This window comes from Maribacter sp. LLG6340-A2, assembly GCF_045057105.1.
Classification (GTDB): domain Bacteria; phylum Bacteroidota; class Bacteroidia; order Flavobacteriales; family Flavobacteriaceae; genus Maribacter.
Genome location: NZ_CP159332.1, coordinates 3,617,806 through 3,641,935, shown reverse-complemented (window position 1 = coordinate 3,641,935; position 24,130 = coordinate 3,617,806). Strand labels below are relative to the sequence as shown.

Sequence of the window (24,130 nt, the reverse complement as noted above, 5' to 3'; positions counted from 1 at the left end):
CCAAATTTTTAAATTTGGCTTTTAAAATAAAAAAAGTAAAAACAAAACATAAAAATTCGGCTCTGTGATAATCCGAAAAGTTAGCGTCATTTTATACGCTACATTTCATACACAAACCGTTACAAACAATTAGAAAAGTCAATGAAACAACTCTTAAAAATTATTATTCTTCTGGCATTCGTTTCAGGTTGTTCGGAGAAAAAAAAACCTATTGACAAACAAGCAGCACAATTTACTTCTGAACTTACCGAGTTAAAGGATTATTTTAAAATACCAGGGCTTGCTGTTTCAATTGAGAAAAATGGAGAAAACATTTATCGAGAATATTTTGGAGCAGCTGACTTAGAAAAGTCCATTAATGTAGATTCTACAACTTTATTTCCAATAGCATCTATAACCAAAGCGTTTTCAGGAGTTATAATAATGAAACTCGTTGAGCAAGAAAAGCTATCACTTGATGAACCTATCAATAAATTTTTGGCAAAACCCATACTTGGTGATTCAATTCTAGTAAAACACGTTTTATCACATACCTCTCAAGGAAATGTAGGAAAGAATTTTTATTACAGTTCAAGGTTTGGACTTATAACAAATGTCATCGAAAAAGCATCAGGAAAATCCTTTTCGGAAATGATGGAAAAGGAAATATTAACGCCATTGAAACTTAAGAATACGTTCTTACTCAAAGATTCCACCCAAATTAGTAGAATAGCGAAACCCTATATTCTGGATAATGGAATTGAAAAAGGATTTATTGATTATGGTTATTCATCTTCGGCTGGAATTGTCTCTAATTTAGAAGATTTAGCCATTTTTAATGAGGCATTGGATAACAACTCAATAATTGATAAAGAATCGAAGGAGTTAATGTTTTCATCATTTAAAAAAGATATGCCATACGGATACGGAATATTCAATCAACAATTTGAGAATTTAAAGATTGTTTGGGCTTATGGTCAATACGATTGTTATTCTAGCCTATTGTTAAAAATCCCCTCAGAGAATATTACTTTAACACTACTTGCCAATAATAGTCTATTAAGTGACCCTGCTCGACTTATTAATGGAGACGTTACCTCATCCTTGTTCGCCCTTAGTTTTCTTAAAAATTATGTATTGGAATTAACCGAAATGCCTTTGTTTGAAAAACAGGATTCAATTTCTAAACCTCTTTCAAATACTGCCTTTTATAGAAAAAAGATATTAGGACAAGCACTTGCAGAATCCTATATGGCAAGATTTGACCCTAATAAATTAAAAACAAGTGCGAAATTATTGAATCACATTTTTGCAGAATACCCAGACTACTCGGACTATGCCGATTTAAACCTGTTGCATAATCTTTCATTTCTAAAAAATGTGGCTTTTTATATGGAACTTGGCGAGTTTAATGATTTTGATAATCAAATATTAGACATTGGAAAACAACTTCTACAGAAGGAACCAAATAACCCCTATGCAAATACATATTTAGGAAATTACTACGCTAGAAAAGGAAACACCGAAAAAGCTAAGACCTACTTCGAGAATATCGTAAACGCCACGAATTTTTCGAATAATTGGTATACAAAGGAAGCTCAGCAATGGCTGAATGAAAATAAATAACTGTTTGTAACAATGTATATAAAAAATAGGCGAAATATTAGTGAAATCAAGGGTTTTAGCTCGTGTCAAACTTTGTGCATAACCGAAAGTTTGGTGCTTCGTAATCGCCTACTTTTCATATACTAACCGATGATGTTGCATTCTCCTACGTCGACCCTATGTGCTACATCTCGTACCTCGATTCCCGCACAAAGGGAAATGCAACATCATCGCAGCGCTATGACAGATTACATAAATCCGTAGGATAAGAGGTCATTTGCCAAATACGACGCTTAACGGAAGAAAATAACCCAACATATCAAGTCACTATATGTAATCTGGACCGGGTCATTTTATTCCCAATACAATCGAAAACCAAAAAAGGTTTTCATTATATTTCCATAAAATAACCCGGACTACACATAGCGCTGCGTTAGCATACATACTAAGCAACCTCGAATTAAGTGAAAAAATTAAAAGATATTTTTATAGATATAATTAACACCTATCCGATTTATACTGGAATATACTTACTAATTTTAGGAATCCTAATTTGCCTTTATCAATACAATAAAAAAGAAACTTTCAATATGAACAAACACGGACTTGCTTCATGGCGTGCCTTAGTTAGTACTTGGGGTTTCGGAATTTTTTCAATCATTTGGGGAGTAATTTTAATAATTAAAAATTACTAAGCTTTGCCTAGAATCGAATTACTAACAGAAATCAAAGCGAGTAAGGAAATCGTATTCGACTTATCACGCAGTATTGACTTACACAAAATCTCTACGGAACATACAAACGAAACTGCAATCGCTGGAAAAACTAGTGGATTAATAGGAATGGACGAATCGGTTACTTGGAGAGCAAAACACTTTGGGATTTATCAAAAACTTACTTCAAAGATTACGGGATTTGAACGCCCTAATCTGTTTGTAGATGAAATGGTAAAAGGAGCTTTCAAAAGTTTCAGGCACGAACATCATTTTGAGGACTTAAATGAAGGGACTTTGATGACGGACTATTTTGATTATGAATCTCCATTTGGAATCTTGGGTAAGTTAGCGGACAAGCTATTCTTGCTAAAATATATGACGGACTTATTAGCAGAACGGAATAGAATCGTAAAGGACTTTGCGGAAACGGACAAATGGAAAAAAATAGTTGCGTAGAGAAAAGTACGTATGCTAACAAAACCTAAACGTAATGCGGAGTTTTGGGCTAAATCGAAAGGTCTGTGTATATTTACTAAGTCGCTAAATCTTATGGATTTAGCTTTGGACAAGAAAAAAACAAATCAAAACAATAAGCTTTAGCTTCGTACTCAGACGGAAACGAAATGTTTCCTTACTTCCGCACTACGCTTAGCTAAACCGATGATGTTGCATTCTCCTACGTCGACCCTATGTGCTACATCTCGTACCTCGATTCCCGCACAAAGGGAAATGCAACATCATCGCAGCGCTATGACAGATTACATAAATCCGTAGGATAAGAGGTCATTTGCCAAATACGACGCTTAACGGAAGAAAATAACCCAACATATCAAGTCACTATATGTAATCTGGACCGGGTCATTTTATTCCCAATACAATCGAAAACCAAAAAAGGTTTTCATTATATTTCCATAAAATAACCCGGACTACACATAGCGCTGCGTTGGCATTCATAATGAAAAAACGAATTAGAAAATATTTAACTGCTTTAATCGGAATTGTACTTTCGAGTTGTTCTAATGGACAAATAACCGTTGCTGAAAATGGGATTGAAATCTTAAATAGTGGAATTACTAAAGAGCAGTCTCAACTTCTATTTGACAATACTAAATCGTTTCCAAACAACACTCAATTATCAATTGCTTTTATCAAAAATGGAAAAATTGACTTTCTTGGAATTGCAAGAACAAATGACACAATTAGGTTAATTGAAAATTATAAAAATGCTTTTGAAATAGGTTCTATAACAAAAGTATTTACAGCAACCTTGTTGTCTCATTTTGTAAACGACCAAAAACTAAAATTAGAAGACAATATCCAAGATTACCTTGATTTTGAAATTAATTCCAAAAACGGAATAACTTTCAAGGAACTTGCAAATCATACATCTGGACTACCAAGATTACCTTCAAATTTGAACCTTTTGCTTGTTGACCAAGACAATCCTTACAAAGACTATGGCGAAGAAAAGCTCATAAGTTATTTAACGAAAGAAATTGAACTAAATCATGAGCCTGGATTAAAATATGAATATTCTAACCTTGGTGCAGGAATTTTAGGATTTGAATTAGCAACTATTTCAAAATCATCCTATGAATCGCTACTACAAGAGAAAATATTTACAAAGTACAAAATGGCAAACTCTACGAGTAAAAGAGAAAATGTAGAAACTAAACTTACCAAAGGATTAAAACCAAATGGCAAAACGACTTCGAACTGGGATTTTGATGCTTTAGCTGGTGGTGGAGCCATTTTTTCTACTGTGGAAGATTTATCCAAATTTGGGTTAGCTCAATTTGATAATACAAATAACGAATTAACTCTAACCCGAAAGCCTACATTTAAAGTGAATGACAATATGAGTATAGGACTTGGATGGCATATTTTAAAAAGAAAAAACGGAGGCGAATTGATTTGGCATAATGGAGGAACTGGAGGTTATACTTCGTCAATGGCTTTAGATTTAGAAAATAAAAATGGAATAATAATACTTTCCAATGTTTCGGCATTCAACAAAAGTATGGGGAATATTGACCAACTATGTTTCGGACTGATAAAAACATTGGATGAAAAATAACGAAATGCCAACAATGGCTATAACTAATTGCTTGTTCTCGCCTACTTTGGAAATTCCTTCGGAATTTGCAACTTGGTGTTTACTTGTTAAGTTAAGTGCTAACCCATGCAACGAAATCATACACAAACACGTTATGTGCAAGCACGTCAAAAAATGAAAATATTAACCAAAGGAAAATATTATGGAAGTCGGAATTCTGAGAAATCCTTTAATGGTGTTTTGTTGTCGCAGTATGAATATACCGCAGACAGAACTGATTGGCACTACCATGAAAATCCATATTTTATGTACGTTTTGCGAGGGAATATGATGGATTCTAATAAAAAGATACAAACCTTATGTCCATCTGGTAGCTTAATATTTAATAACTGGCAAGAATCACACTACGGTTCAAAACATTCTGATAATGCAAGTGGATTTCATTTAGAATTTGAAAAAAATTGGTTAGAAAAAAACAATATACCTTTAAGTTTACTAGAAGGCAGTCAACTCATTCAAAATCCGAAAATACATTTACTATTCGCGAAATTATATTTTGAATTTATACTTTCTGACGATTACAGTGAAGTATCAGTAGAAATTTTATTACTTCAAATTTGTGAAGCTTTAAATAATTTAAAAACAAACGACTCTCAAAAAATTCCGATTTGGATTGAAGATCTAAAAGAATTATTACATTATGATACATCTAATTTAAGTCTGCAGTATTTATCTAATCAACTTGGTGTACATCCTGTGCATATTTCTAGAGCTGCACCAAAACATCTTTCAATGAGTTTAGGAGAATATATAAGACAAGATAAAATTAAAAAAGCTATTCCTCTTCTTTTAGATTCTAGCTCTTCATTAACAGAGATTACTTACAAACTAGGTTTTTCAGATCAGAGTCATTTTAATCGTGTCTTTAAATCTAATTTTAATATGAATCCTAGTTCTTACAGGAAAAAGATCAAACTAGATTAAAATGTTAATCTCATACAATTTCTAACAAATCTTAAGCGCTACTTTTGGAGCTTAAATTTTTATTAAATATGATCAATAAAATAGTAGTTTTAGCATGTTTATCTTTTATGACATTGGTAAGTTGTGCGCAGAATAATGTTCAAAATTATGAAGGCGAGTGGATAGGTTTTTTACCCAATAAGCGTAGTTTCAATTTTCAGGTGTCGTTGGAGAAGTTAGATAGAAATACATACAACTTAACCATAGATAATGGTAAAACGCTTTTCAATGAACATGTACTCTCTTCAGAAGACAGCAAAATTCATTTCAATTTAGATCAACAGTTATTTTTTAATTTAGAGTATAATCAAAAACAAGAAGCACTTACTGGATATATTAAAACAGGTAAGTTCTTTTATTATGTTAGTTTAAAAGAGGTAGGAGGCAATAAATTCACTGGTACTTGGAATCCGTTTATGTTAGATAATGGTCTCCAATCTGATGATATTATGCTCTATGTAGAAAATACAGAGGGTGGCAATCTAGCAGCTTATCCATTTTTTGGAGATCAAAGATTTAGAGGCACTTGGACCAGCGGTTTTGAAAGAAAAGGAGAAACACTTCTATTTAGAGACGGAAATACAGGTTTTAACTTTCGTGCTAAACTTTTAAAAAACACCATTGAATTGGAGATATTATTAGCAGATGCTTTTATTACTAAAACAAGCTTAAAGCATACTACTGATGGTTGGGATTACAATAGAGATGAGGTTGACCAATCTCAAAACACCAATACACCTGCACAATTGAATGATGGTTGGGCTACTGCTAACATTAAAGACTATGGAATAGATGAACACCAATTATTAAGGCTTATTGACAGTGTTCATTCTAGTAATACCTTGGTCAATACACATAGCGTGCTTATCACAAAGCAAAATAAGTTAGTTTTTGAAAACTACTACGATGGCTTTAATGCGCAAATTCCTCATGATTTACGTTCTGCTTCAAAAAGCATATCATCTGCGATTATTGGCATTGCTATTGACGATAAAATTATTGAAAGTGTCGATGAGAAACTCTATGATTATATCCCAGAAGAATATCAATACACGCGAGACGCATTAAAATCTAAAATAACAATCAAGGACCTATTAACTATGAGTTCTGGATTAGATGTAAATAATAAAGCTGCAGAAGACACATACCAAGACTCTCGTTATTCTAATAATTGGCTTAAAACAGTTTTAGAAGCTTCAATGGTTAAAGAACCAGGAACTTATGCGGATTATGGTTCTGCCAATCCGTTTTTGCTTGGTGTGTATTTAAACGAACGTTTAGAAATACCGCTAGAAAGCTATATGCATGAAAAACTATTTGCGCCTTTAGGAATTAACAATTACATTAATCAAACTGATGATACTGAAAATAATCCTTATTTTGGAGGTGGTATGCTTTTAACACCTAGAGATCTTCTTAAATTTGGGCAACTTTATCTTAATAATGGGCTTTGGAATGGAAAACAAATTATATCGGAAACTTGGGTAAAAGAATCTGTTGCAAAACATGTGCAATTACAGGATGTACAAGATAAAAATGAATATGGTTATTTCTGGTGGCATGACACTTACGCGATTAATGGGAAATCTATAAAATGTATTGAAGCCAGAGGTGCAGGAGGTCAATTTATTTTTATAATTCCAGAGTTAGAATCTGTAGTGGTTATGACGACTGGAAATTTTAGAAATCGCAGAGGCAACCAACCTAGAGATATACTAAAAGAATACATACTTCCTGCTTTATTAAATTAAAAGCCAGTACATAACAACGTGTATAATTCATTGCTAGTATTCGCCTACTTACGAAAATCCTCGCGGATTTTTTATTCGGTTTGTATTTGCTAATTTAGTTGCTGAACCACGCAACGAAATCATACACAAACACGATGATGTTGCATTCTCCTACGTCGACCCTATGTGCTACATCTCGTTTTACCAACGCTACTACTCGCCCACTGCTTTCGCAGATGTCGCCCGCACAAAGGGAAATGCAACATCATCGCAGCGCTATGACAGATTACATAAATCCGTAGGATAAGAGGTTATTTGCCAAATACGACGCTTAACGGAAGAAAACAACCCAACATATCAAGTCACTATATGTAATTTATTCACTACATGTTTATTTTTAAATGAATTCATGTGTTCGCTACACTCGGAAGGACCGGGTCATTTTATTCCCAATACAATCGAAAACCAAAAAAGGTTTTCATTATATTTCCATAAAATAACCCGGACTACACATAGCGCTGCGTTAGCTGTAAGTTAAAAACAAACTCACATATGAAAAACAAATTGACAATCTTACTTTTTTTAATCACAATAAATTGGACTTTTTCGCAAGAAAAAATTCAAGCAGATATCGAAATAATTAATTTTCTTGGAAGAGTTCCTCAAAAAACAGAAAGTAATTCTTTATCCGACAATCTATTGAGAATATTATATTATGACATCCAACCTAATAAATATCCAAAAATAGGGTATTTAAATACTAATGGAGAAATAATAATTGAACCTAAATTCAATATGGGTTCGGAATTTTATGATAATTATGCTAATGTGATTAAAGATTCTGTTTATGGTTTTGTAAGTAGAGATGGCAAAGAAACCTATTTCGAAAATTATACTGATGTCTTCTTCTATTATGGAAATACTGGAATTGCTAAAAAAAATAGTAAATATGGTATAATAAACCGTAAAGGCGATTCATTGACAGAATTCAAATATACAATGGTTAGTAATTTTGGTTTCAACCACTATAAATGTCAGACTGAAAACAAAAAAAGTTACATTTTAAATTCTGATGGAGATATAGTTTTTAATAAAGATTTAGAATTTGAAATACAAAGTCACTATTTTGACAAAGATTCAATTTTAATTTACCAAGAAACAATAGATAAAAAAAAACTAAATGGATTGGTAAATATCAATAGTGAAATAATTATAGAACCTAAATATCAAGAAATTTATTTCATAAATGATAATGAACTATATGCTGTAAAAAACGATAGTAAATATGGTTTTATTGATAAGTCAGGAAATGAAGTAATTCCAATCATTTATGATGAAATTGGATTTAACATCAATGAAAATCTAATACCTGTGTCGAAAGATGGAAAATGGGGTTTTATAGACAGGAAAAATCAAACTAAAATACCATTTGAATATGATGAAGCTAGTGCATTTTTGAATGGCCTTGCTTTTGTAAAAAAAGGAGACAATTATGGATATATTAATACAAAAAACAAGGTAAAAGTAAAATTCAATTTGAAAAAAACTAAATATACCTTCTTTACTAATGATTTAGCTTTATTTGAAGAAAATGGAAAATATGGATTCATAAACAAAAAAGGAAAAATCAAAATTCCAGCAATTTATGATAAGGCATTTCCTTTTGTTAACGAATTAGCATATGTGGAAGTTGATGGTAAAGTTGGATATATAAACAATAAAGGAAAGGAAATAATTCCAATAAAATACAAACAACTTTGGTTTGAAAATGATGGAATTATAAGGTTTGCAGAATAAATTTAAAATAAAAACCTACAGCTAACACCGTATATAATTTATTGCTAGTTCTAGCCTACTTACGAAAATCCTCGCGGATTTTCTATTCGGTTTTTATTTGCTAAATTACGTGCATAACCACGCAACAAACCATATACAATCACGATGATGTTGCATTCTCCTACGTCGACCCTATGTGCTATATCTCGTTTTACCAACACTACTACTCGCCCACTGCTTTCGCAGATGCCGCCCGTACAAAGGGAAATGTAACATTATCGCAGCGCTATGACAGATTACATAAATCCGTAGGATAAAAGGTTATTTACAAAATACGACGCTTAACGGAAGAAAATAACGCAACATATCAAGTCACTATATGTAATTTATTCATGACATGTTTATTTTTAAATGAATTCATGTGTTCGCTACACTCGGAAGGACCGGGTCATTTTATTCCCAATACAATCGAAAACCAAAAAAGGTTTTCATTATATTTCCATAAAATAACCCGGACTACACATAGCGCTGCGTTGGCAATAATTATGAAAAAAGCAATCATTTTAACGACCATATTTCTATTTCTAATCTCTTGCGGAGAGGAGAAAAGAGAAATAGAAAAAATTGACTTCTCAACAGATTATAAGTTTACCTCTGAAATTGAGGATAAAGTCGCCAAGGATACTACCCCATGGAAATATCAAATGTCCGCTGCGGATTTTGCTTCAAAAGGGGATTATAAAAATGCTTTGCGTCATTGGGATTTAGCAATGGGAACATCCAAAAAATATTATAACCAATCTCAAACAGATTCCATCAATTCGCTCTACAAGAAAATATCTGCAAAAGAATATATCATAAACAAAGCTAAAGATGAAAGAATCATAATTATAAATGAAGCTCACCATAGCTCACATCATAGATTTTTCACAAAATCCCTACTAAAAGAATTGTTTGAATTAGGCTATAAAAACTTGGGACTTGAGGCACTTGGTAATGGCGAATACTTGGACACCCTTTTGATGGAAAGAAAATATCCTTATCAAGAAACAGGTTGGTACATAATTGAACCACAATTTGGTAATTTGGTTAGAGAAGCACTTGAGATTGGTTTCAACGTTTTTCCATATGAGCAAACCTCGGGCTCAAATGGCAAGCCAAGAGAAATTGAACAAGCAAAAAACATTTCGAAAATAATTAAACAAAAACCAAACGATAAATTTTTAATCCATTGTGGCTTTGACCATGCGCTAGAAGGAACTCATGGTTCGTGGGAAAAGGCAATGGCAGGCAGGGTTAAAGAATATACAGGAATTGACCCTTTAACAATCAACCAAGTAGTCTATAGCGAGAAAAGTAAACCTGAATTTAACAACCGATTTTTAAAAGCCCTAAATCCAACAAAATCTATTGTTTTGGTCAATAATGAAAACCAACCTTTTAAATACCAAAGAGGTCAAGCATGGTCGGACCTTGCAATATTGCATCCGTTAACTGAATATCTGGACAATAGACCTGATTGGGTTTTCAGTAATGGAAATCAAAAAACAGAAATCGACTTGTCCGAAATAAATATTTCTTATCCAATATTAGTTATGGCATTTAAAAAAGGAGAAGAAATAAATAAGGCAGTACCAGTCGATATTTACGAGGTATTGGATAAAACTGAAAATTGCTTTTTGGGACTAGGAAAAGGAGATTATATTATTGTTTTGACTAATGGAACCGAGTCCCTAAAGTTTAATAAAAAAGTTAAATAACTATTGCCAACACGGTGTATAATTAATTGCGGGCGGATTTCCTAAAATGGAAATCCTTGCAATTAACTATCTTCGATACAGGCAGACATTTTCCGTTGAAAAAGTCCGGAACTAATCATACACGATACGTCGCCAATTATGAAAAATAGCACCTTTAAATATTTAAAAACTAAAAATGAATGGATATGAAAAAAATCTTAGTAATTGTTTTTTTGGTTGTATTTTCTAATTATAAAGCAATAGCATCAGACTTAAACACAAAACCTCGAGTAATTGTAATGACCGATGGAGAAATTGACGATCATAGTTCTATGATTCGCTTTTTACTTTATAGCTGTGATATGGAAGTATGTGCAATTATCGAAACAAATTCGATTTTTCAGAAAGAGGGACATAGCAAGGAAAATTGGTATGAGAAACAGTTAGAGGCATATGAAAAAATTTACCCTAACCTAAAAAAACATAGTCCCGATTACCCAACACCAGAATATTTAAAAAAGGTTAGTTTTATTGGCGATGAAGACCATGACCACCTCAAAGGGTTGATAAAAAAAAGATGGGAACTAAAACCGGGTGCAAAAACAACATATACACCCGAGAACTGGAAAGATACGCCGGGTTCTGATAAAATTGTTGAAGTATTATTAGAAAAGAATCCTGAGCCGGTTTATATCCAGGCCTGGGGAGGTGGAAATACTGCAGCTAGGGCTTTCTATAAATTAAAAACAAAGTACCCCAAAGATTATAAAAGAGCGCTTTCTAAAGTTGTGATGTACAATATTTGGTATCAAGATGGAGCTGGTATGTTTATAGAACAAAACTTTCCTGAAGTGACCATGCTGTATTGTGGGTCTTTTGCCGGTACTTGGAATTATAGAAGTCAGCCAAACACGCATGATTTTATTTCAAAAAACGTAAAAAATGGGCATGGCCCATTGGGGGCTTTGTATCCTCAAGATTATATTAGTGAGGGGGATAGTCCGGCATATTTCTATACCTTACCTAATGGCCTAAGAAATTATGAAAACCCTACCTATGGTGGTTGGGGCGGTCGTTTTACAAAATCTGACAAAGCAGCCAATGTATATGTTGATGCTACAGATGATGGCGATAACAAAAAATCACTTAGAATTTGGATTGATGACGTAAATAATGATTATCAAGCGCGAATGGATTGGTGTGTAAAAAGTTATGATGAAGCAAATCATCCGCCAATAGTTAAAATAAACAGCGATAAAAACATAAAAATAAAAAGCGGCAAAAAAATAAGCCTTGATGCCGGAAAAACCAAAGACCCTGATAGGGATGAACTAAAATTTAATTGGTGGCAATACAAAGAACCAGGAAGTTATGATGGTTCGATTGAATTAGAAAATACAAATTCAAAAAAAATTACGTTTACTGCTCCCAAGGTTGGTAAACCAGAAACTATCCATCTGATTCTGGAAGTAAAAGATAACGGGAGCCCATCACTAAAAGGATATCAAAGGATAATTGTTGAAATTGTTCCTTAGACATAACGACTAACTGGCGATAACGTTTTATATAGGTAATGGCAGATAAAAGTTAAATTTCAAGGTTTGTAGCCCTTTCAAACTGCATGGTTGTTTGAAAGGAACCCACCACGTAATCTGGCCCTACTCATACAATTTACCGTTAGCGTACATCTGAAAAAACCAATGATTGAACATTTAATAAAAAGAACAAATACAACAGAATTCTATCAAAATGGACATTTACACTTGACTAAATTAAAAGGTAAGATTGGTCAATATAAGACAATAGAATTTAATTTTGTGGTTGAAGAACAAGACGATTTTGGAAAAATGTATAATGTTGAGCATTGGAGATTAATTGCTCACAAAACAATAGATTTTAGCGGAATTTATCGATACCGAAACCTTTAAAAGAATCGATTGAAAAAGTCTGTAAAAAACACGGAATAAAATAAAAAAGGAAACAGACGCATATGATAAAGGTTATGCGAATTGACCAAATGTTAAACTTCTAATTTTTGGAAATGAAGATGTTAGTCCAAACAATTTTAGTTTAGGACAGCCATATATAATTGCGGGTGAATTTATTGCAAACCGAAAATAAGAAACATGTAGAACAACGTATATAATTTATTATTTGTTCTAGTCTACCTATAAAAATCCTTGCAGACTTTCTATCTGTGATTATTTGCTAACTTTAGTACTTAATCACGCTACTAAATCATAGGTCCAACCATTAGCTATAATAAAAGAAAAGATAATAATCCTTAGAAATTGAGAAAAGCTTATGTCAACTTATGATAATAACAAATCTAGATTCTTTCAAGAAATGGTTGACATTGGTGCTAAAAACAACGCTTCCATCACTGAAATCAGATATTTGCGCGTAACGAATATTGCATCCGTTTTAGGAGTAATTTATAATGCCATTTGGATGCTAGTTGCATTTTTTCTCACAGACGCATTAATCATTTATGTGAGCAATGCTTTGTTAGGCTTAATGTTTCTAATAGCGGTAATATTCAACAAGAAAGGGTGGCGAGTCTTGGCTTCCACATGGCTTATTTTGGCATCTTTCATGTCTCTTTTCTTATTTCTGTATTTGTTGGGATATTCCTCAGGTGTTGAAGTCGTTTGTTTCCTCATTATTATCCTTCCATACATGACTTTCCCCCGAAAGGCAAGAAATATAGCCCATATATTTGGTATTCTAGCTTGCCAAATATTGATTGTTATTGTAATATTTCAATCGAATATAACTGCTCACTTTGGCGGGTTTGATCCTTACCTATCACAAATTGTCAATATCAGCCTTACTGCATTCATTTGCCTCATACTCATATCAAGTATGTCTATTTTAATTGATAGGTCAGAAGAATCTTTAATGGCCGAACAGAAAAAATCAGAAGATCTTCTGCATAATATTCTGCCGGCAAATATAATTAGAGATTTAAAAGAGAGTGGTACGACAATTCCTAAAAGACATAAAAACATTACTATATTATTTACTGATTTTGAAGGCTTTACTGAAATTGTAGCATCCATATCGGCAATTACTTTGGTAAATGAACTCAATGATATTTTTGGTCGATTCGATGAAATAATGGAAGATACCGGAGTTGAAAAAATCGAAACCATTGGTGATGCATATATGGCCGCCTGTGGCCTTGAAAAAGAAATGACAGATCATGCTGCCAACTGTATTAGAGCTGCACAAATGATGCTATTATACCTTGAGGAGAGAAACAAAAGCCATGAAATAAAATGGAAAATGAGGGTTGGCATACATTCAGGAACTGTAGTAGCAGGTGTTGTAGGTAAAAAGAAATTTGCATACGACCTTTTTGGAGACACTATAAACACAGCCAGTAGAATGGAATCTGCTGGTGAGGTAGGTAAAATAAATATATCTTCTACTACCTATGAACTGATTGAAAACGACTTTACATGTTCTTCTCGTGGAAGGATCTTTGCAAAGGGAAAAGGGGAATTGGAAATGTATTTTGTAAAATAAATTGTAACTAACAAAATATATCATGCATGCCCCACGGGATAAGCGCCATACACAAAACTTTGTGCGCAAGCTGAAAATATAATCGAGATACAATGAAAAAAACGCTAAATGATTTGACCAAAGAAGATTGGAACAGACTTTTTCCAATTGTATTGGTAGACCATAATCCAGAATGGAAAAACATTTACAAAAATGAAAAGAACCGAATATTAAATAAAATTGGAAAAGAAAAAATATTGCGAATAGAACATTTTGGCAGCTCTTCAATTACAACAATAAAATCTAAACCCTATATCGATTTAATGATTGAAATTCCTGACGCATTGCTGTTTGACAAAAAACTAATTGATGAATTCAAGGTATTAGGATATTCCCATTTCAAAGTTCCTGCAAGAGAACATATTGCGGAATATTCAACATTTGGGAAAGGCTATAATGTCAATGGGACGAAAGAACAGATTTTCCATATTCATATGTGTCCAAAAGATCATGTGATGTGGAAACAAATTGACTTTAGAGACTATCTAAATGCAAATAAAAAAAGAGCAAAGGAATACGAAAATTTAAAACTTAAATTAGCCTCTAAATTTAAAAACGATAGAGGTTCGTATGTGCTTGGAAAAACTGATTTTGTAAATGAAACCTTAGATATCATTGAGAAAAATCCAGTGCACAAAAATGTATAAACGCAAACAAACAAGAAGCAATAAAGTAAAAAAGATTTTGGGATGATTTACGATCAACAGCAACCACATCAAAATCTTAGAGACTATATAAGGTGTTACTGGAAAATTGAAAATAATAAAGAAAATTTTCAGCAGTATACAATATTTCCTGATGGCTTTTTTGATTTATTAATTTGCTATCACAATGACAATCTTGAAAATATTTTTTTATCTGGTTTATGGAATCATAAAACCAATGTAATTATCTCACCAGAAACTACAATATATGGTGTACAGTTCAGATTGCTTGCTGTAGAAAATATAATTCAAGAGCATATTAGTTCATTGCTAAATAAAATAAAACGATTAGATAAAACGTATTTGAGAATTGATGAGTATCATGAAAATAACGACTATTGCTTATTTGAATACCTGAACAAATGTTTGTTATCGTGTATTGAAGAACAAAAGATAATAGATTCCAGAAAATCAGTTCTTTTAAAATCGATTAATCAAACAAAGGGAAATAAGACAATTGAATATTATTCACAACAAGCGAATTGGTCTAAACGACAAATAAATAGATATTTTCAATCTACCTTTGGACTTTCCTTAAAAAGTTATTGCAATATCCGTAAAGGAGCTACCACATATAGTCAGATAAAAAATGGAGAATTATATCCTGAAGAAGGTTATTTTGACCAATCACATTTTATAAAAGGAATAAAGAAAATTACAGGATTCACACCTTCTACATTGCTAAAAAATGAAAACGACCGATTTTTACAATTTTCCATCATCAATAATAAATAGATTGCGATTATAGAAATCAAAATCTAATTATTATGGTATTACAAATTGTTACGTTGAAATCGGATTTACCGGAAGATGAGCTATTAAAAAGAGCAAAAGAAAGAGAAAATAATTTTAAATCTATCTCTGGACTTCTACAAAAATACTACGTTAAAACAAGCAAAGACGGAGAATATGGAGGTGTATATGTATGGGACTCGCTACAATCCCTAAAAAAATATCAAGCATCTGATTTAGCCAAGAGTATACCATCTGCCTATGCTATTAATGATGCGCCAAATATTGAAATTATGGATATTCTTTTCCAATTAAGAGATTCATAATAAACGATGCCTAAAAACGTATCTAAAACATACACAAATGAAAAATACCCTTTACTTTTTACTATTTATTTTTGGAGCCTCTGTTCAAGTATTTAGTCAAGAAACTTTATTGAGTCCGTCTAATAATACTGCTAATAAAAAACTTATAAACTCAGAAACATCAGAATTGTCTTGGTTTATGCTTCAAGATACGCTCAAAATGAAAATAGGAAGTATACAAACTCAAATTCAAAAAGAAAAAGAGAATATGTATATTATCACAACTGTAAATATGAAACAGTCACCCACAAAATGGATTGATAGTACTATAGTTGAAAGTGAAACATTTAAACCTATATATCATTCTTCATATAATCAACAAAGAGATATGGTTTTGAATTTTGGTGAAAAAATTACAGGCTATTATTTAGATAAACAAACTAACACAAAAACACAAATTTCAGAAAAAACAGACAAACCTTTTTTTGACAGTAATTTCTATCCACAATTAATAAGATTGCTTCCTTTAAAAAATGGCTATTCCAATACTATTTCGATTTTTGACTATAATCCTAATTCAAAAATTGGAGTAATTACAGCAACAATTAAAAACACGGAAGAGACAAGCATCAACTTTAATGGCAAAAAGACACAAGTTTGGAAAGTTGAAACTACTGATGATATTTCAAATAATACTGCAATAATGGTCAATTTCATAGATAAATCCACAAGAAAGATATTGAAACAAGAAATAGATTTTGGTGGTAGAAAAATGTTGATGGAATTAGTAGAATAAATTAAAATGACCAACAAAGTTTACGGGAAAATCGGGATGGCATCGCCAATAGTTTTTTTAACTACCTATGTAATTTTGTCATCAATGCGTCCTGAATATTCAATGTTCACCAAAGCCATTAGTGAACTTGGTTCTGTTGATGCTCCAAAAAAATGGATTTGGAACAGCTTCGGATACATTCTTACAGGTTTACTTATAGCAATTTATTCTTTTGGACTATACAAAAATATGGCGATTGAAAAATCTAGCAAACTGCCTTTATATGGCATTTTATTGAGTGGTGTTTTTACGGCAATAGCAGGAATATTTCCTGGCGATTTTGATAACAAACAATCAATAACAATGCTTTTGCATACAGTTGGTAGTTTTGGGAGTTATATCTTCTTTTTAATTGGAGCATTTACCTATCCAAAATTGATGAATAAAACTGATTATTGGAAAAAAGCAAAAAAGCCGACTTTAATTTTCACATACTTAACTATTGTATTTGGTGCTTGGGCATTTATCTTTCCGAACATTCCCGCGCTAGGACAAAGAATTGTCTTCTTCTTTTACTTTTTATGGATATTTTACACAGCCATTAAACTATTTAATCATCAAAAAGAAAACCCAGTTACTAAACATCTATAAAAAAGAGCGTTTGTACTTAGCCATAAAGTCTGTTCTATTTACAAAGACCGCCAAATAAAAAATTTGGCATTTATACAGAAAAGACAATGGTAAAACATTTATATTTAGATAATTAAAAAACCAAATTGAAAGTATTTACAAACTCACCTACGTTTTATATACTAACCGCTATGTGTAATTAACACTATATAAATCAATGAGAAAGATATTAACTTTTATACTTCTAATATTTCTAAGTCTAATGTCTTGTCAAAATAAAAAAGGTGATTATGTGTGTAAACCTTGTGATTTAGAATGTGATAATTTTACTTTTTCTGAAGCAGGTACCTGTCCACACTGCAATATGGCTCTAGTTAAAACAAGTGAGCTGAATAAAGATAAAAAACTAAGAGTTAATCAAATTGATTTTCAAGAGGGTTCGGGAGTATTTCTAATTGAAGGAGGAATTGGAAATGAAGATAATACAATACAAGTATTTTACCATAAGCCAAAAAAATTTAGTGCAACATCTAGAGTTTTGATTGTAATACCGGGAGCCGGCAGAAATGCCGACAGCTATAGAGATGCTTGGATCAAAGAATCAGAAAAGTACAACCTTCTTATTCTATCCCCAATGTACCCGGAGAGTGCATATGGTTTTGAAGCCTATCATTTGTGTGGTTTAATTACTGATACGAACTTAAAAAACAGCATAGAATATGTTGAAAACACAAATATTGCAAGACTTGATGAAGATGAATTTGAATTCAAAGTTAACCCGAATTCGAACGAATGGCTTTTCAATGACTTGGACAGATTATTTGATTTAAGCGTAGATGCATTGAACTCCAATCAGAAATCATATGATGTTTTTGGACATTCTGCAGGAGGGCATATTTTACATAGACTAGCTCTGTTTCAAAAAAACTCAAAAGCGGATAAAATTTTAGCATCCAATCCAAGTTTTTACACCTTGCCATCATATAAAACTGATTTTCCTTTCGGCTTAAAGCATGCTCCCATTGAACAAGAATCTTTAAAAAGTGCTTTTAATAATAAATTAATTATCTTTTTAGGAGAACTCGATAACGAAAAGGAAACACGTGGCACCTTCCTGCATTCAAAAAGCGCAAATGAGCAGGGACTTCATAGGTTGGAAAGAGGAAAGTATTTTTTCAAAGAATCTAGAGCAATTGCCAAGGAAATGAAGCTTGATTTCAATTGGGATTTAGTTGTAATTCCAAATGTAGGTCACGACCACCGGAAAATGGGAGACGCCGCTGCAAATTATTTATATGGTGAAAGAGAAAAATAAAAGCACAAAACCGTCTATATAAATCATAGGCGTTAGCCAATGACCTATATACTAAACCGTAGTACTTCATATTAAAAAACCAAACTCATTAGAAAAACGGGAAAGCCAAAAACCGACCAATGTAGGCACTAAACAATCAAAATTATGAAAAACCCAAGCAAACAATTGACTTTACTTGCAATACTTTTTGCATTGACTTTTGTGTTCCAAAGCTGTGAACAAAAACAAAAGGAAGAAACTAAAGAAGTGGAAAAAGAAGTAATTGTTGAATCTGAAAAACCTGAATATTTTCTCTTGCGTCCAGACGTAGAAAAAGCATACGGATATTCACACGCTGTAAAAATTGGAAATAGCATTAAGATTTCTGGAGCAGTAAGTATGGACAATGAAGGAAATCCTACTGCGGTTGGAGATATAGAACAACAGATGAAAAACTGTTATGCCGATTTGGAAAAAATATTAGAACACTTTGGCTGCACCTTTAATGATGTGGTAAAAGAAGACATTTTCACAACTGATATGGCTCAAATGCTGGAAAAATCAGCATATCGTGCTGAAATTTATAAAAATGGATTTCCTACTGGTTCTTGGCTTGAAGTAAAAGGATTAGCATTACCCGAATTTATGGTTGAAATTGAGCTTGAAGTACATAAAGCGGAATAATATAGTACGAAAACGAAACCAGCTGCTAACCAATGATAAAATTCTTTAGAAAAATTAGACAAAGATTGCTGACTGAAAATAAATTCAGCAAATATTTAATTTATGCAATTGGTGAAATTGTTCTAGCTGTTTGGATTTTTAAAAGTTCTGCAAAAGGATTAAAGGAATAAAAACGGTGTACTACAATTTATATAGCAAACAGGACCTAAAGTCATAAATTCCTACTCTCCAAAGCCACAACGATTACAACAAACCAAAAATGGAGCTAATTTTTATGGTTGAGGCAACTAATTGAAAGTTTTTTACGTCTTTATAAGTAAACAGACTTTTTATACTTTAAAGATCAAACCAAAATGTTAGAGAACCCTAAAGTAAACATCAAAATAAAACTGGCTTCATTGTGGGTCTCTGCAACATTTTGCTATTTGTACGGCGACTATTTTGAACTGTACACACCAAATAAAATAAATAGTTTCATTACAGGAGACCATATAATGGATAGTCCCACGAAACTATTACTAGCGTCTGTTATTTTAGCAATTCCATCCGTAATGGTCTGTCTTTCAATAATTCTTAAACCAAATTTAAACAGAATTCTTAATCTAATATTTGGAACTCTTTTTACAATAATGATGGTATTTATCGGAATTATGTCAACAAACCAATGGTATTTGTTTTATGTCTTCCTTGCATTTTTAGAAAGTATAATTACAGGTTTAATTGTATGGTATGCTTGGAAATGGCCAAAAATAAACTAATTAATGATAACTAAATTAGGAGAAGTAAAACTTAAAATGATTTACAATATCCTGAATTTATATTAACCATTGCCAACAAAAACTCCTATAAAAAGCCCTACTACAATTTGCTATAGTTAATTCATATTTCTTGTTGCCTTGAACTGCCGTTTTCCTTTAATTTAATGTTTTCCGTACTTAAAAGTATTAGCTTAAGAAGTATTGCTGATTTTTGAAACTACATCAATTAAGAGGCAACTAACCCAACCTCTTAATCAATCTGCTTTATTTATATAATTATAGTATCTTCAAACTAACAACCAAACATGCACGCTAAACCCTTAGCTATCATAAAAATAAATGACCAATGAGAATATCTCTGATTGTATTTTTAGCAGTAATTACATCTTGCAAACAAAAAGATTTAGAATGGATAGACAGGTCTAAACACGAAGGTCTTTATGTCATAAATTATTCGGATTCTTATGAAACCTATTGTACGGAAAAGAATCCAAAGAATATTAAAAACACTATTGAAAATCTTGAACAGGCCAAAAAGTATTTCGACAGGACTTTTAATGAAGATTTAAATTTTGCGGTATTATTTATAGACAATGCCAACTGGAACAAATATGCTTTTTCTCCCCCTCCCGGAATGCCACAAGCATATTATCAAGGAAATATGGTCTTGGGTTTAGACAACTCAGTTATGGCAAAACGTGCTAAACAAGGACTAAAACAAGTACCGGATTCAAAATTAGCAGTATTGGAACAGCATTTTGGAGAAGAATTAAATTTAGATTTATTTTATCGCGATGCATTATCACTGCACGAGCTAGGTCACTTATACCAGTTTTACAAAACGGGAAAGGGTACGCAAAGACATTGGTTAAATGAAATTTTTGGTAACCTCTGCCTAGTAGCTGCTGCTAAAAACTTAACTTATAAAGAGGTATTTAACCGTATGGATGTTTATCAATTATTTTTAATCAACTCTAATCAGTGGGGAGAATTAAAATTCAAATCCTTAAACCAATTTGAAGAAGATTATTTTGAGGTGATGAGACAAGGGCGTAACTATGGTTGGTATCAAAGTCAATTCTATCTTAAAGCAAAGGAATTATATTCAAAGCTAGGTGATGAGTTTCTGAATGATTTTCGAAATTTCCTGATTGATATTAATCCTGGAAAAGTAGGCAAACTAAATGACAAGGAACTTAACGAGCTCATATTTAAAACATTTGGAGCTCAAGTATCAGAAATACTAAAATGGGAACACGATAGCTAAGAATCTTTGCCATGCTATAACTAGCAGTAAAGCAAGTACACCGCCGGCCGCAACTCTTATTATTTATATTTTTTCTAAATATTATGGATTTAACTATGGACAAATACGAAAAAGCGAAACCAAAAGTTATAGCTTTATGCGCGGACGAAAACGTAAAATTTTCTTTCCCCTGTAGTACGCTTAGCTAACGTTGGCAATTTTTAAAAAAATGAAGAGAAAATTTGAAATATTCGGTCTTTGTATTAGCTGGTTTGCTGTAGTATCGCAATTCATCTTAATGATTCAAAACAGACAAGCAGATATTTTTGAAACCGTTGTACGTTTCTTTAGTTTTTTTACCATACTAACAAATACCATAGTTGCTTTGTTTTTTACGGCAAAAGTCTTAAAGAAAAAGCAATTTCTTCTCAAGTTGCTCGTGAAAGATGGTACAATAACGGCTATTACAGCATTTATACTTATTGTTGGGTTAGTTTATCAATTAGTCTTGAGAAGCATATGGGAACCCACAGGGTTACAATTTTTAATTGATGAGTTATTACACACGTTTATCCCATTATATATGCTTGGATATTGGTTTTTCCATGTCAAGAAATCAGATTTAAGTCCCAAAATGGTATTTATTTGGTTAATGTATCCCTTAATTTACATTGTATTTATAATGGTTAGGGGTAGTTTTTCCAATTATTATCCGTATCCGTTTTTAAATGTTAGTGAAATTGGCTTTGAAAAAGCAATATTGAACACTGGGGTTATTATAGCTATTTCGATTATCCTCCTATTGGCCCTATTATTTACAGGAAAAATGACACTTAAAGTCAGAAAAGAATAAAATCTGAGCACTTTCTTTTTAATTTCATAAAAGAATAATCTGATTTGCTAACATGGCTACTATAAAAACCCTAGTCCAGTCCTCAAAATTATAAACTAATTTTTAGCATTTTAAACCACTTTTACTTTCAGTATACTTTGTTCCACATACTATTTGTGAAACATTCATTGAAGAGTGCTCACCAGCCTTGGCAGGAACATAAGCTATAATAAATTTGGTCACTTGCTAACTGGTATGATTCCGCCATGGGCAGGTCAACTATTTTCCTTTGAAATCCAAACAAATTCTTCCATAAAAGTATAAGCTTAAGGAAAATTGCTGATCTCTTAAACGCAATCAATTAAGAGGCTACTAGCCCAACCTCCTAATCAATCTACTTTATTTATATAATTATAGTATCTTCAAACTAACAAGCAAACATACCTGCCGTAATGTCTGGCGTAAGCTGAAAAAACTAATATCGTGAAAACTGAAATTAATACTATTTGGACAGACCTAAATGAAGAACTATATAAGTTCATTTTAAGCAAAATAAAAGATGAACAAACTTCAAAAGACATCCATCAAGAGGTTTTCATAAAAATTCAAACTAAAATAGACCAGCTAAAACATACGTCTAAACTTACGTCTTGGATTTATCAAATTACCAGAAATACCATCATTGACCATTACCGGAAAACTAAACATAACAACATATCAATAAATGAAATTGATATCCCAGAAAAAGATACTCATAATTTTGACTACTCAAACCTAACCAACTGTATCAACCAAAAAATAGGAAACCTATCAACACAACATAAAGAAGCCATTATTTTAACCTCTTTCAAAAACTATTCTCAAAAAGATTTAGCGGATTATTTGAACATCTCATATTCCGGAACGAAATCAAGAGTTCAAAAAGCTAAAAAAATTTTAAAGGAAAACATATTGGATTGCCCAAATGTAGCATCAGACAAATCAGGCAAATTGCTAGACTTTGAAAATAATTGAAATTAACTACGTCTTTTTCTAGTTAATTGCGTCCATCAGATATATAAACCAAAAACATATTACAATGGACCATTCAAAAACAGTTACCGTACAAATTCTTAACGCTTTTGCAGAAAATGGAACAGGTGGTAATCCGGCAGGTGTAGTTTTAAATGCTGATGAGTTATCTGATAAAAACAAACTTGAGATTGCCAAAAAAGTAGGCTTGTCCGAAACCGCTTTTGTTTCTAAATCCAAAACGGAAGACTTTAAATTAGATTTCTTTAGTCCTAACAAGCAAATAGCCCATTGTGGCCACGCAACAGTAGCTACGTTTTCCTATTTAAAGCAAATAGGTGCGCTACGGAATAATAGTTCATCAAAAGAAACCATAGACGGTAAACGAAAAATAGAAATCATTGGAGATTTAGCATTTATGGAACAATTGGCTCCAAAATATGTTGATGTAAGCCAGAATGAACGTATTATCCTAAAATCATTAGGATTAAAAAAAACCGACCTTATACCTAATGCTCCAATTAAATTGGTGAACACAGGAAATTCATTCCTACTCGTTCCCGTTAAAAGCAGTGAAATTTTAAAGAATATAATTCCTGATTTTGACTTGATCACCCAAATTAGTGATGAGTATGATTTAATAGGCTACTATGTGTTTTCTTCCAATACGGCGTATGACGCTACTTCAAGAATGTTTGGTCCCCGTTATGGAATTTTAGAAGAGTCCGGAACAGGAATGGCAGCCGGACCACTAGGTTGCTATTTATATGACATTTTAAAAATAAAGAAAAACTCCTACCATATTCAACAAGGTAAGTATATGAAAGAACCTTCACCCAGCTTAATTATAGTAAATTTAAGAATCGGTAATGGAGAAATATTGGATGTAATGGCTGGTGGCAAAGGAATTCTAAACAAACAATTAGACATTGAAATAAGCGCTTAGAAACTAATACTTAAACACA

Annotated in this window: 22 protein-coding genes; all 22 read left to right on the top strand. The window is 32.3% G+C overall.

Annotated features, from left to right (window positions below; all coding sequences use genetic code 11):
• Window positions 1-141: 141 nt before the first annotated feature.
• The 22 genes from ABVM52_RS15385 (at window position 142) to ABVM52_RS15280 (ending at window position 24,111) form a co-directional block, all read left to right on the top strand.
• Window positions 142-1,605, top strand: a complete 1,464-nt coding sequence (locus ABVM52_RS15385) for a serine hydrolase (protein ID WP_405381962.1) — start codon at window positions 142-144, stop codon at window positions 1,603-1,605.
• A gap of 677 nt (window positions 1,606-2,282) precedes the next feature.
• Entirely contained in the window at window positions 2,283-2,756 is a 474-nt protein-coding gene (locus ABVM52_RS15380) for a cell division protein (protein ID WP_405381961.1), read from the top strand.
• 499 nt (window positions 2,757-3,255) lie between these two features.
• Window positions 3,256-4,377, top strand: a complete 1,122-nt coding sequence (locus ABVM52_RS15375; protein WP_405381960.1) for a serine hydrolase domain-containing protein — start codon at window positions 3,256-3,258, stop codon at window positions 4,375-4,377.
• A 105-nt stretch (window positions 4,378-4,482) separates the two neighbouring features.
• Window positions 4,483-5,340 (top strand): helix-turn-helix domain-containing protein, encoded by an 858-nt coding sequence (locus ABVM52_RS15370; protein WP_405381959.1) that lies wholly within the window; start codon window positions 4,483-4,485, stop codon window positions 5,338-5,340.
• Window positions 5,341-5,408: 68 nt separating this feature from the next.
• Window positions 5,409-7,130 carry a serine hydrolase domain-containing protein gene (locus tag ABVM52_RS15365; RefSeq protein WP_405381958.1) on the top strand — a complete coding sequence of 574 codons (1,722 nt, stop codon included), beginning with the start codon at window positions 5,409-5,411 and terminating at the stop codon, window positions 7,128-7,130.
• A gap of 531 nt (window positions 7,131-7,661) precedes the next feature.
• Window positions 7,662-8,906, top strand: a complete 1,245-nt coding sequence (locus ABVM52_RS15360) for a WG repeat-containing protein (RefSeq protein ID WP_405381957.1) — start codon at window positions 7,662-7,664, stop codon at window positions 8,904-8,906.
• A 524-nt stretch (window positions 8,907-9,430) separates the two neighbouring features.
• Window positions 9,431-10,645: a hypothetical protein gene (locus ABVM52_RS15355; protein ID WP_405381956.1), complete on the top strand. Its 1,215-nt coding sequence runs from the start codon at window positions 9,431-9,433 to the stop codon at window positions 10,643-10,645.
• A 179-nt stretch (window positions 10,646-10,824) separates the two neighbouring features.
• Window positions 10,825-12,159: a nucleoside hydrolase-like domain-containing protein gene (locus ABVM52_RS15350; RefSeq protein ID WP_405381955.1), complete on the top strand. Its 1,335-nt coding sequence runs from the start codon at window positions 10,825-10,827 to the stop codon at window positions 12,157-12,159.
• 165 nt (window positions 12,160-12,324) lie between these two features.
• A complete protein-coding gene (locus ABVM52_RS15345) occupies window positions 12,325-12,552 on the top strand; it encodes a hypothetical protein (protein WP_405381954.1) in 228 nt (75 codons plus the stop codon).
• Window positions 12,553-12,928: 376 nt separating this feature from the next.
• A complete protein-coding gene (locus ABVM52_RS15340) occupies window positions 12,929-14,155 on the top strand; it encodes an adenylate/guanylate cyclase domain-containing protein (protein ID WP_405381953.1) in 1,227 nt (408 codons plus the stop codon).
• A 113-nt stretch (window positions 14,156-14,268) separates the two neighbouring features.
• Window positions 14,269-14,841 carry a GrpB family protein gene (locus tag ABVM52_RS15335; protein ID WP_405381952.1) on the top strand — a complete coding sequence of 191 codons (573 nt, stop codon included), beginning with the start codon at window positions 14,269-14,271 and terminating at the stop codon, window positions 14,839-14,841.
• Between the two features lie 42 nt (window positions 14,842-14,883).
• Entirely contained in the window at window positions 14,884-15,633 is a 750-nt protein-coding gene (locus tag ABVM52_RS15330) for a DUF6597 domain-containing transcriptional factor (protein WP_405381951.1), read from the top strand.
• A gap of 32 nt (window positions 15,634-15,665) precedes the next feature.
• On the top strand, window positions 15,666-15,956 hold the full coding sequence (locus tag ABVM52_RS15325; protein WP_405381950.1) for a YdhR family protein: 291 nt from the start codon (window positions 15,666-15,668) through the stop codon (window positions 15,954-15,956).
• A 37-nt stretch (window positions 15,957-15,993) separates the two neighbouring features.
• Window positions 15,994-16,731, top strand: a complete 738-nt coding sequence (locus tag ABVM52_RS15320; RefSeq protein ID WP_405381949.1) for a hypothetical protein — start codon at window positions 15,994-15,996, stop codon at window positions 16,729-16,731.
• Between the two features lie 6 nt (window positions 16,732-16,737).
• A complete protein-coding gene (locus tag ABVM52_RS15315; protein WP_405381948.1) occupies window positions 16,738-17,361 on the top strand; it encodes a DUF998 domain-containing protein in 624 nt (207 codons plus the stop codon).
• A 196-nt stretch (window positions 17,362-17,557) separates the two neighbouring features.
• Window positions 17,558-18,655: a hypothetical protein gene (locus ABVM52_RS15310; protein ID WP_405381947.1), complete on the top strand. Its 1,098-nt coding sequence runs from the start codon at window positions 17,558-17,560 to the stop codon at window positions 18,653-18,655.
• A gap of 144 nt (window positions 18,656-18,799) precedes the next feature.
• Window positions 18,800-19,318: a RidA family protein gene (locus tag ABVM52_RS15305; RefSeq protein ID WP_405381946.1), complete on the top strand. Its 519-nt coding sequence runs from the start codon at window positions 18,800-18,802 to the stop codon at window positions 19,316-19,318.
• Between the two features lie 353 nt (window positions 19,319-19,671).
• Entirely contained in the window at window positions 19,672-20,076 is a 405-nt protein-coding gene (locus tag ABVM52_RS15300; protein WP_405381945.1) for a DUF6326 family protein, read from the top strand.
• Between the two features lie 346 nt (window positions 20,077-20,422).
• Window positions 20,423-21,343: a hypothetical protein gene (locus ABVM52_RS15295; RefSeq protein WP_405381944.1), complete on the top strand. Its 921-nt coding sequence runs from the start codon at window positions 20,423-20,425 to the stop codon at window positions 21,341-21,343.
• Window positions 21,344-21,551: 208 nt separating this feature from the next.
• A complete protein-coding gene (locus tag ABVM52_RS15290) occupies window positions 21,552-22,175 on the top strand; it encodes a Pr6Pr family membrane protein (RefSeq protein ID WP_405381943.1) in 624 nt (207 codons plus the stop codon).
• Window positions 22,176-22,637: 462 nt separating this feature from the next.
• A complete protein-coding gene (locus ABVM52_RS15285) occupies window positions 22,638-23,168 on the top strand; it encodes a sigma-70 family RNA polymerase sigma factor (protein ID WP_405381942.1) in 531 nt (176 codons plus the stop codon).
• A gap of 64 nt (window positions 23,169-23,232) precedes the next feature.
• On the top strand, window positions 23,233-24,111 hold the full coding sequence (locus ABVM52_RS15280; protein ID WP_405381941.1) for a PhzF family phenazine biosynthesis protein: 879 nt from the start codon (window positions 23,233-23,235) through the stop codon (window positions 24,109-24,111).
• Window positions 24,112-24,130: the final 19 nt, after the last annotated feature.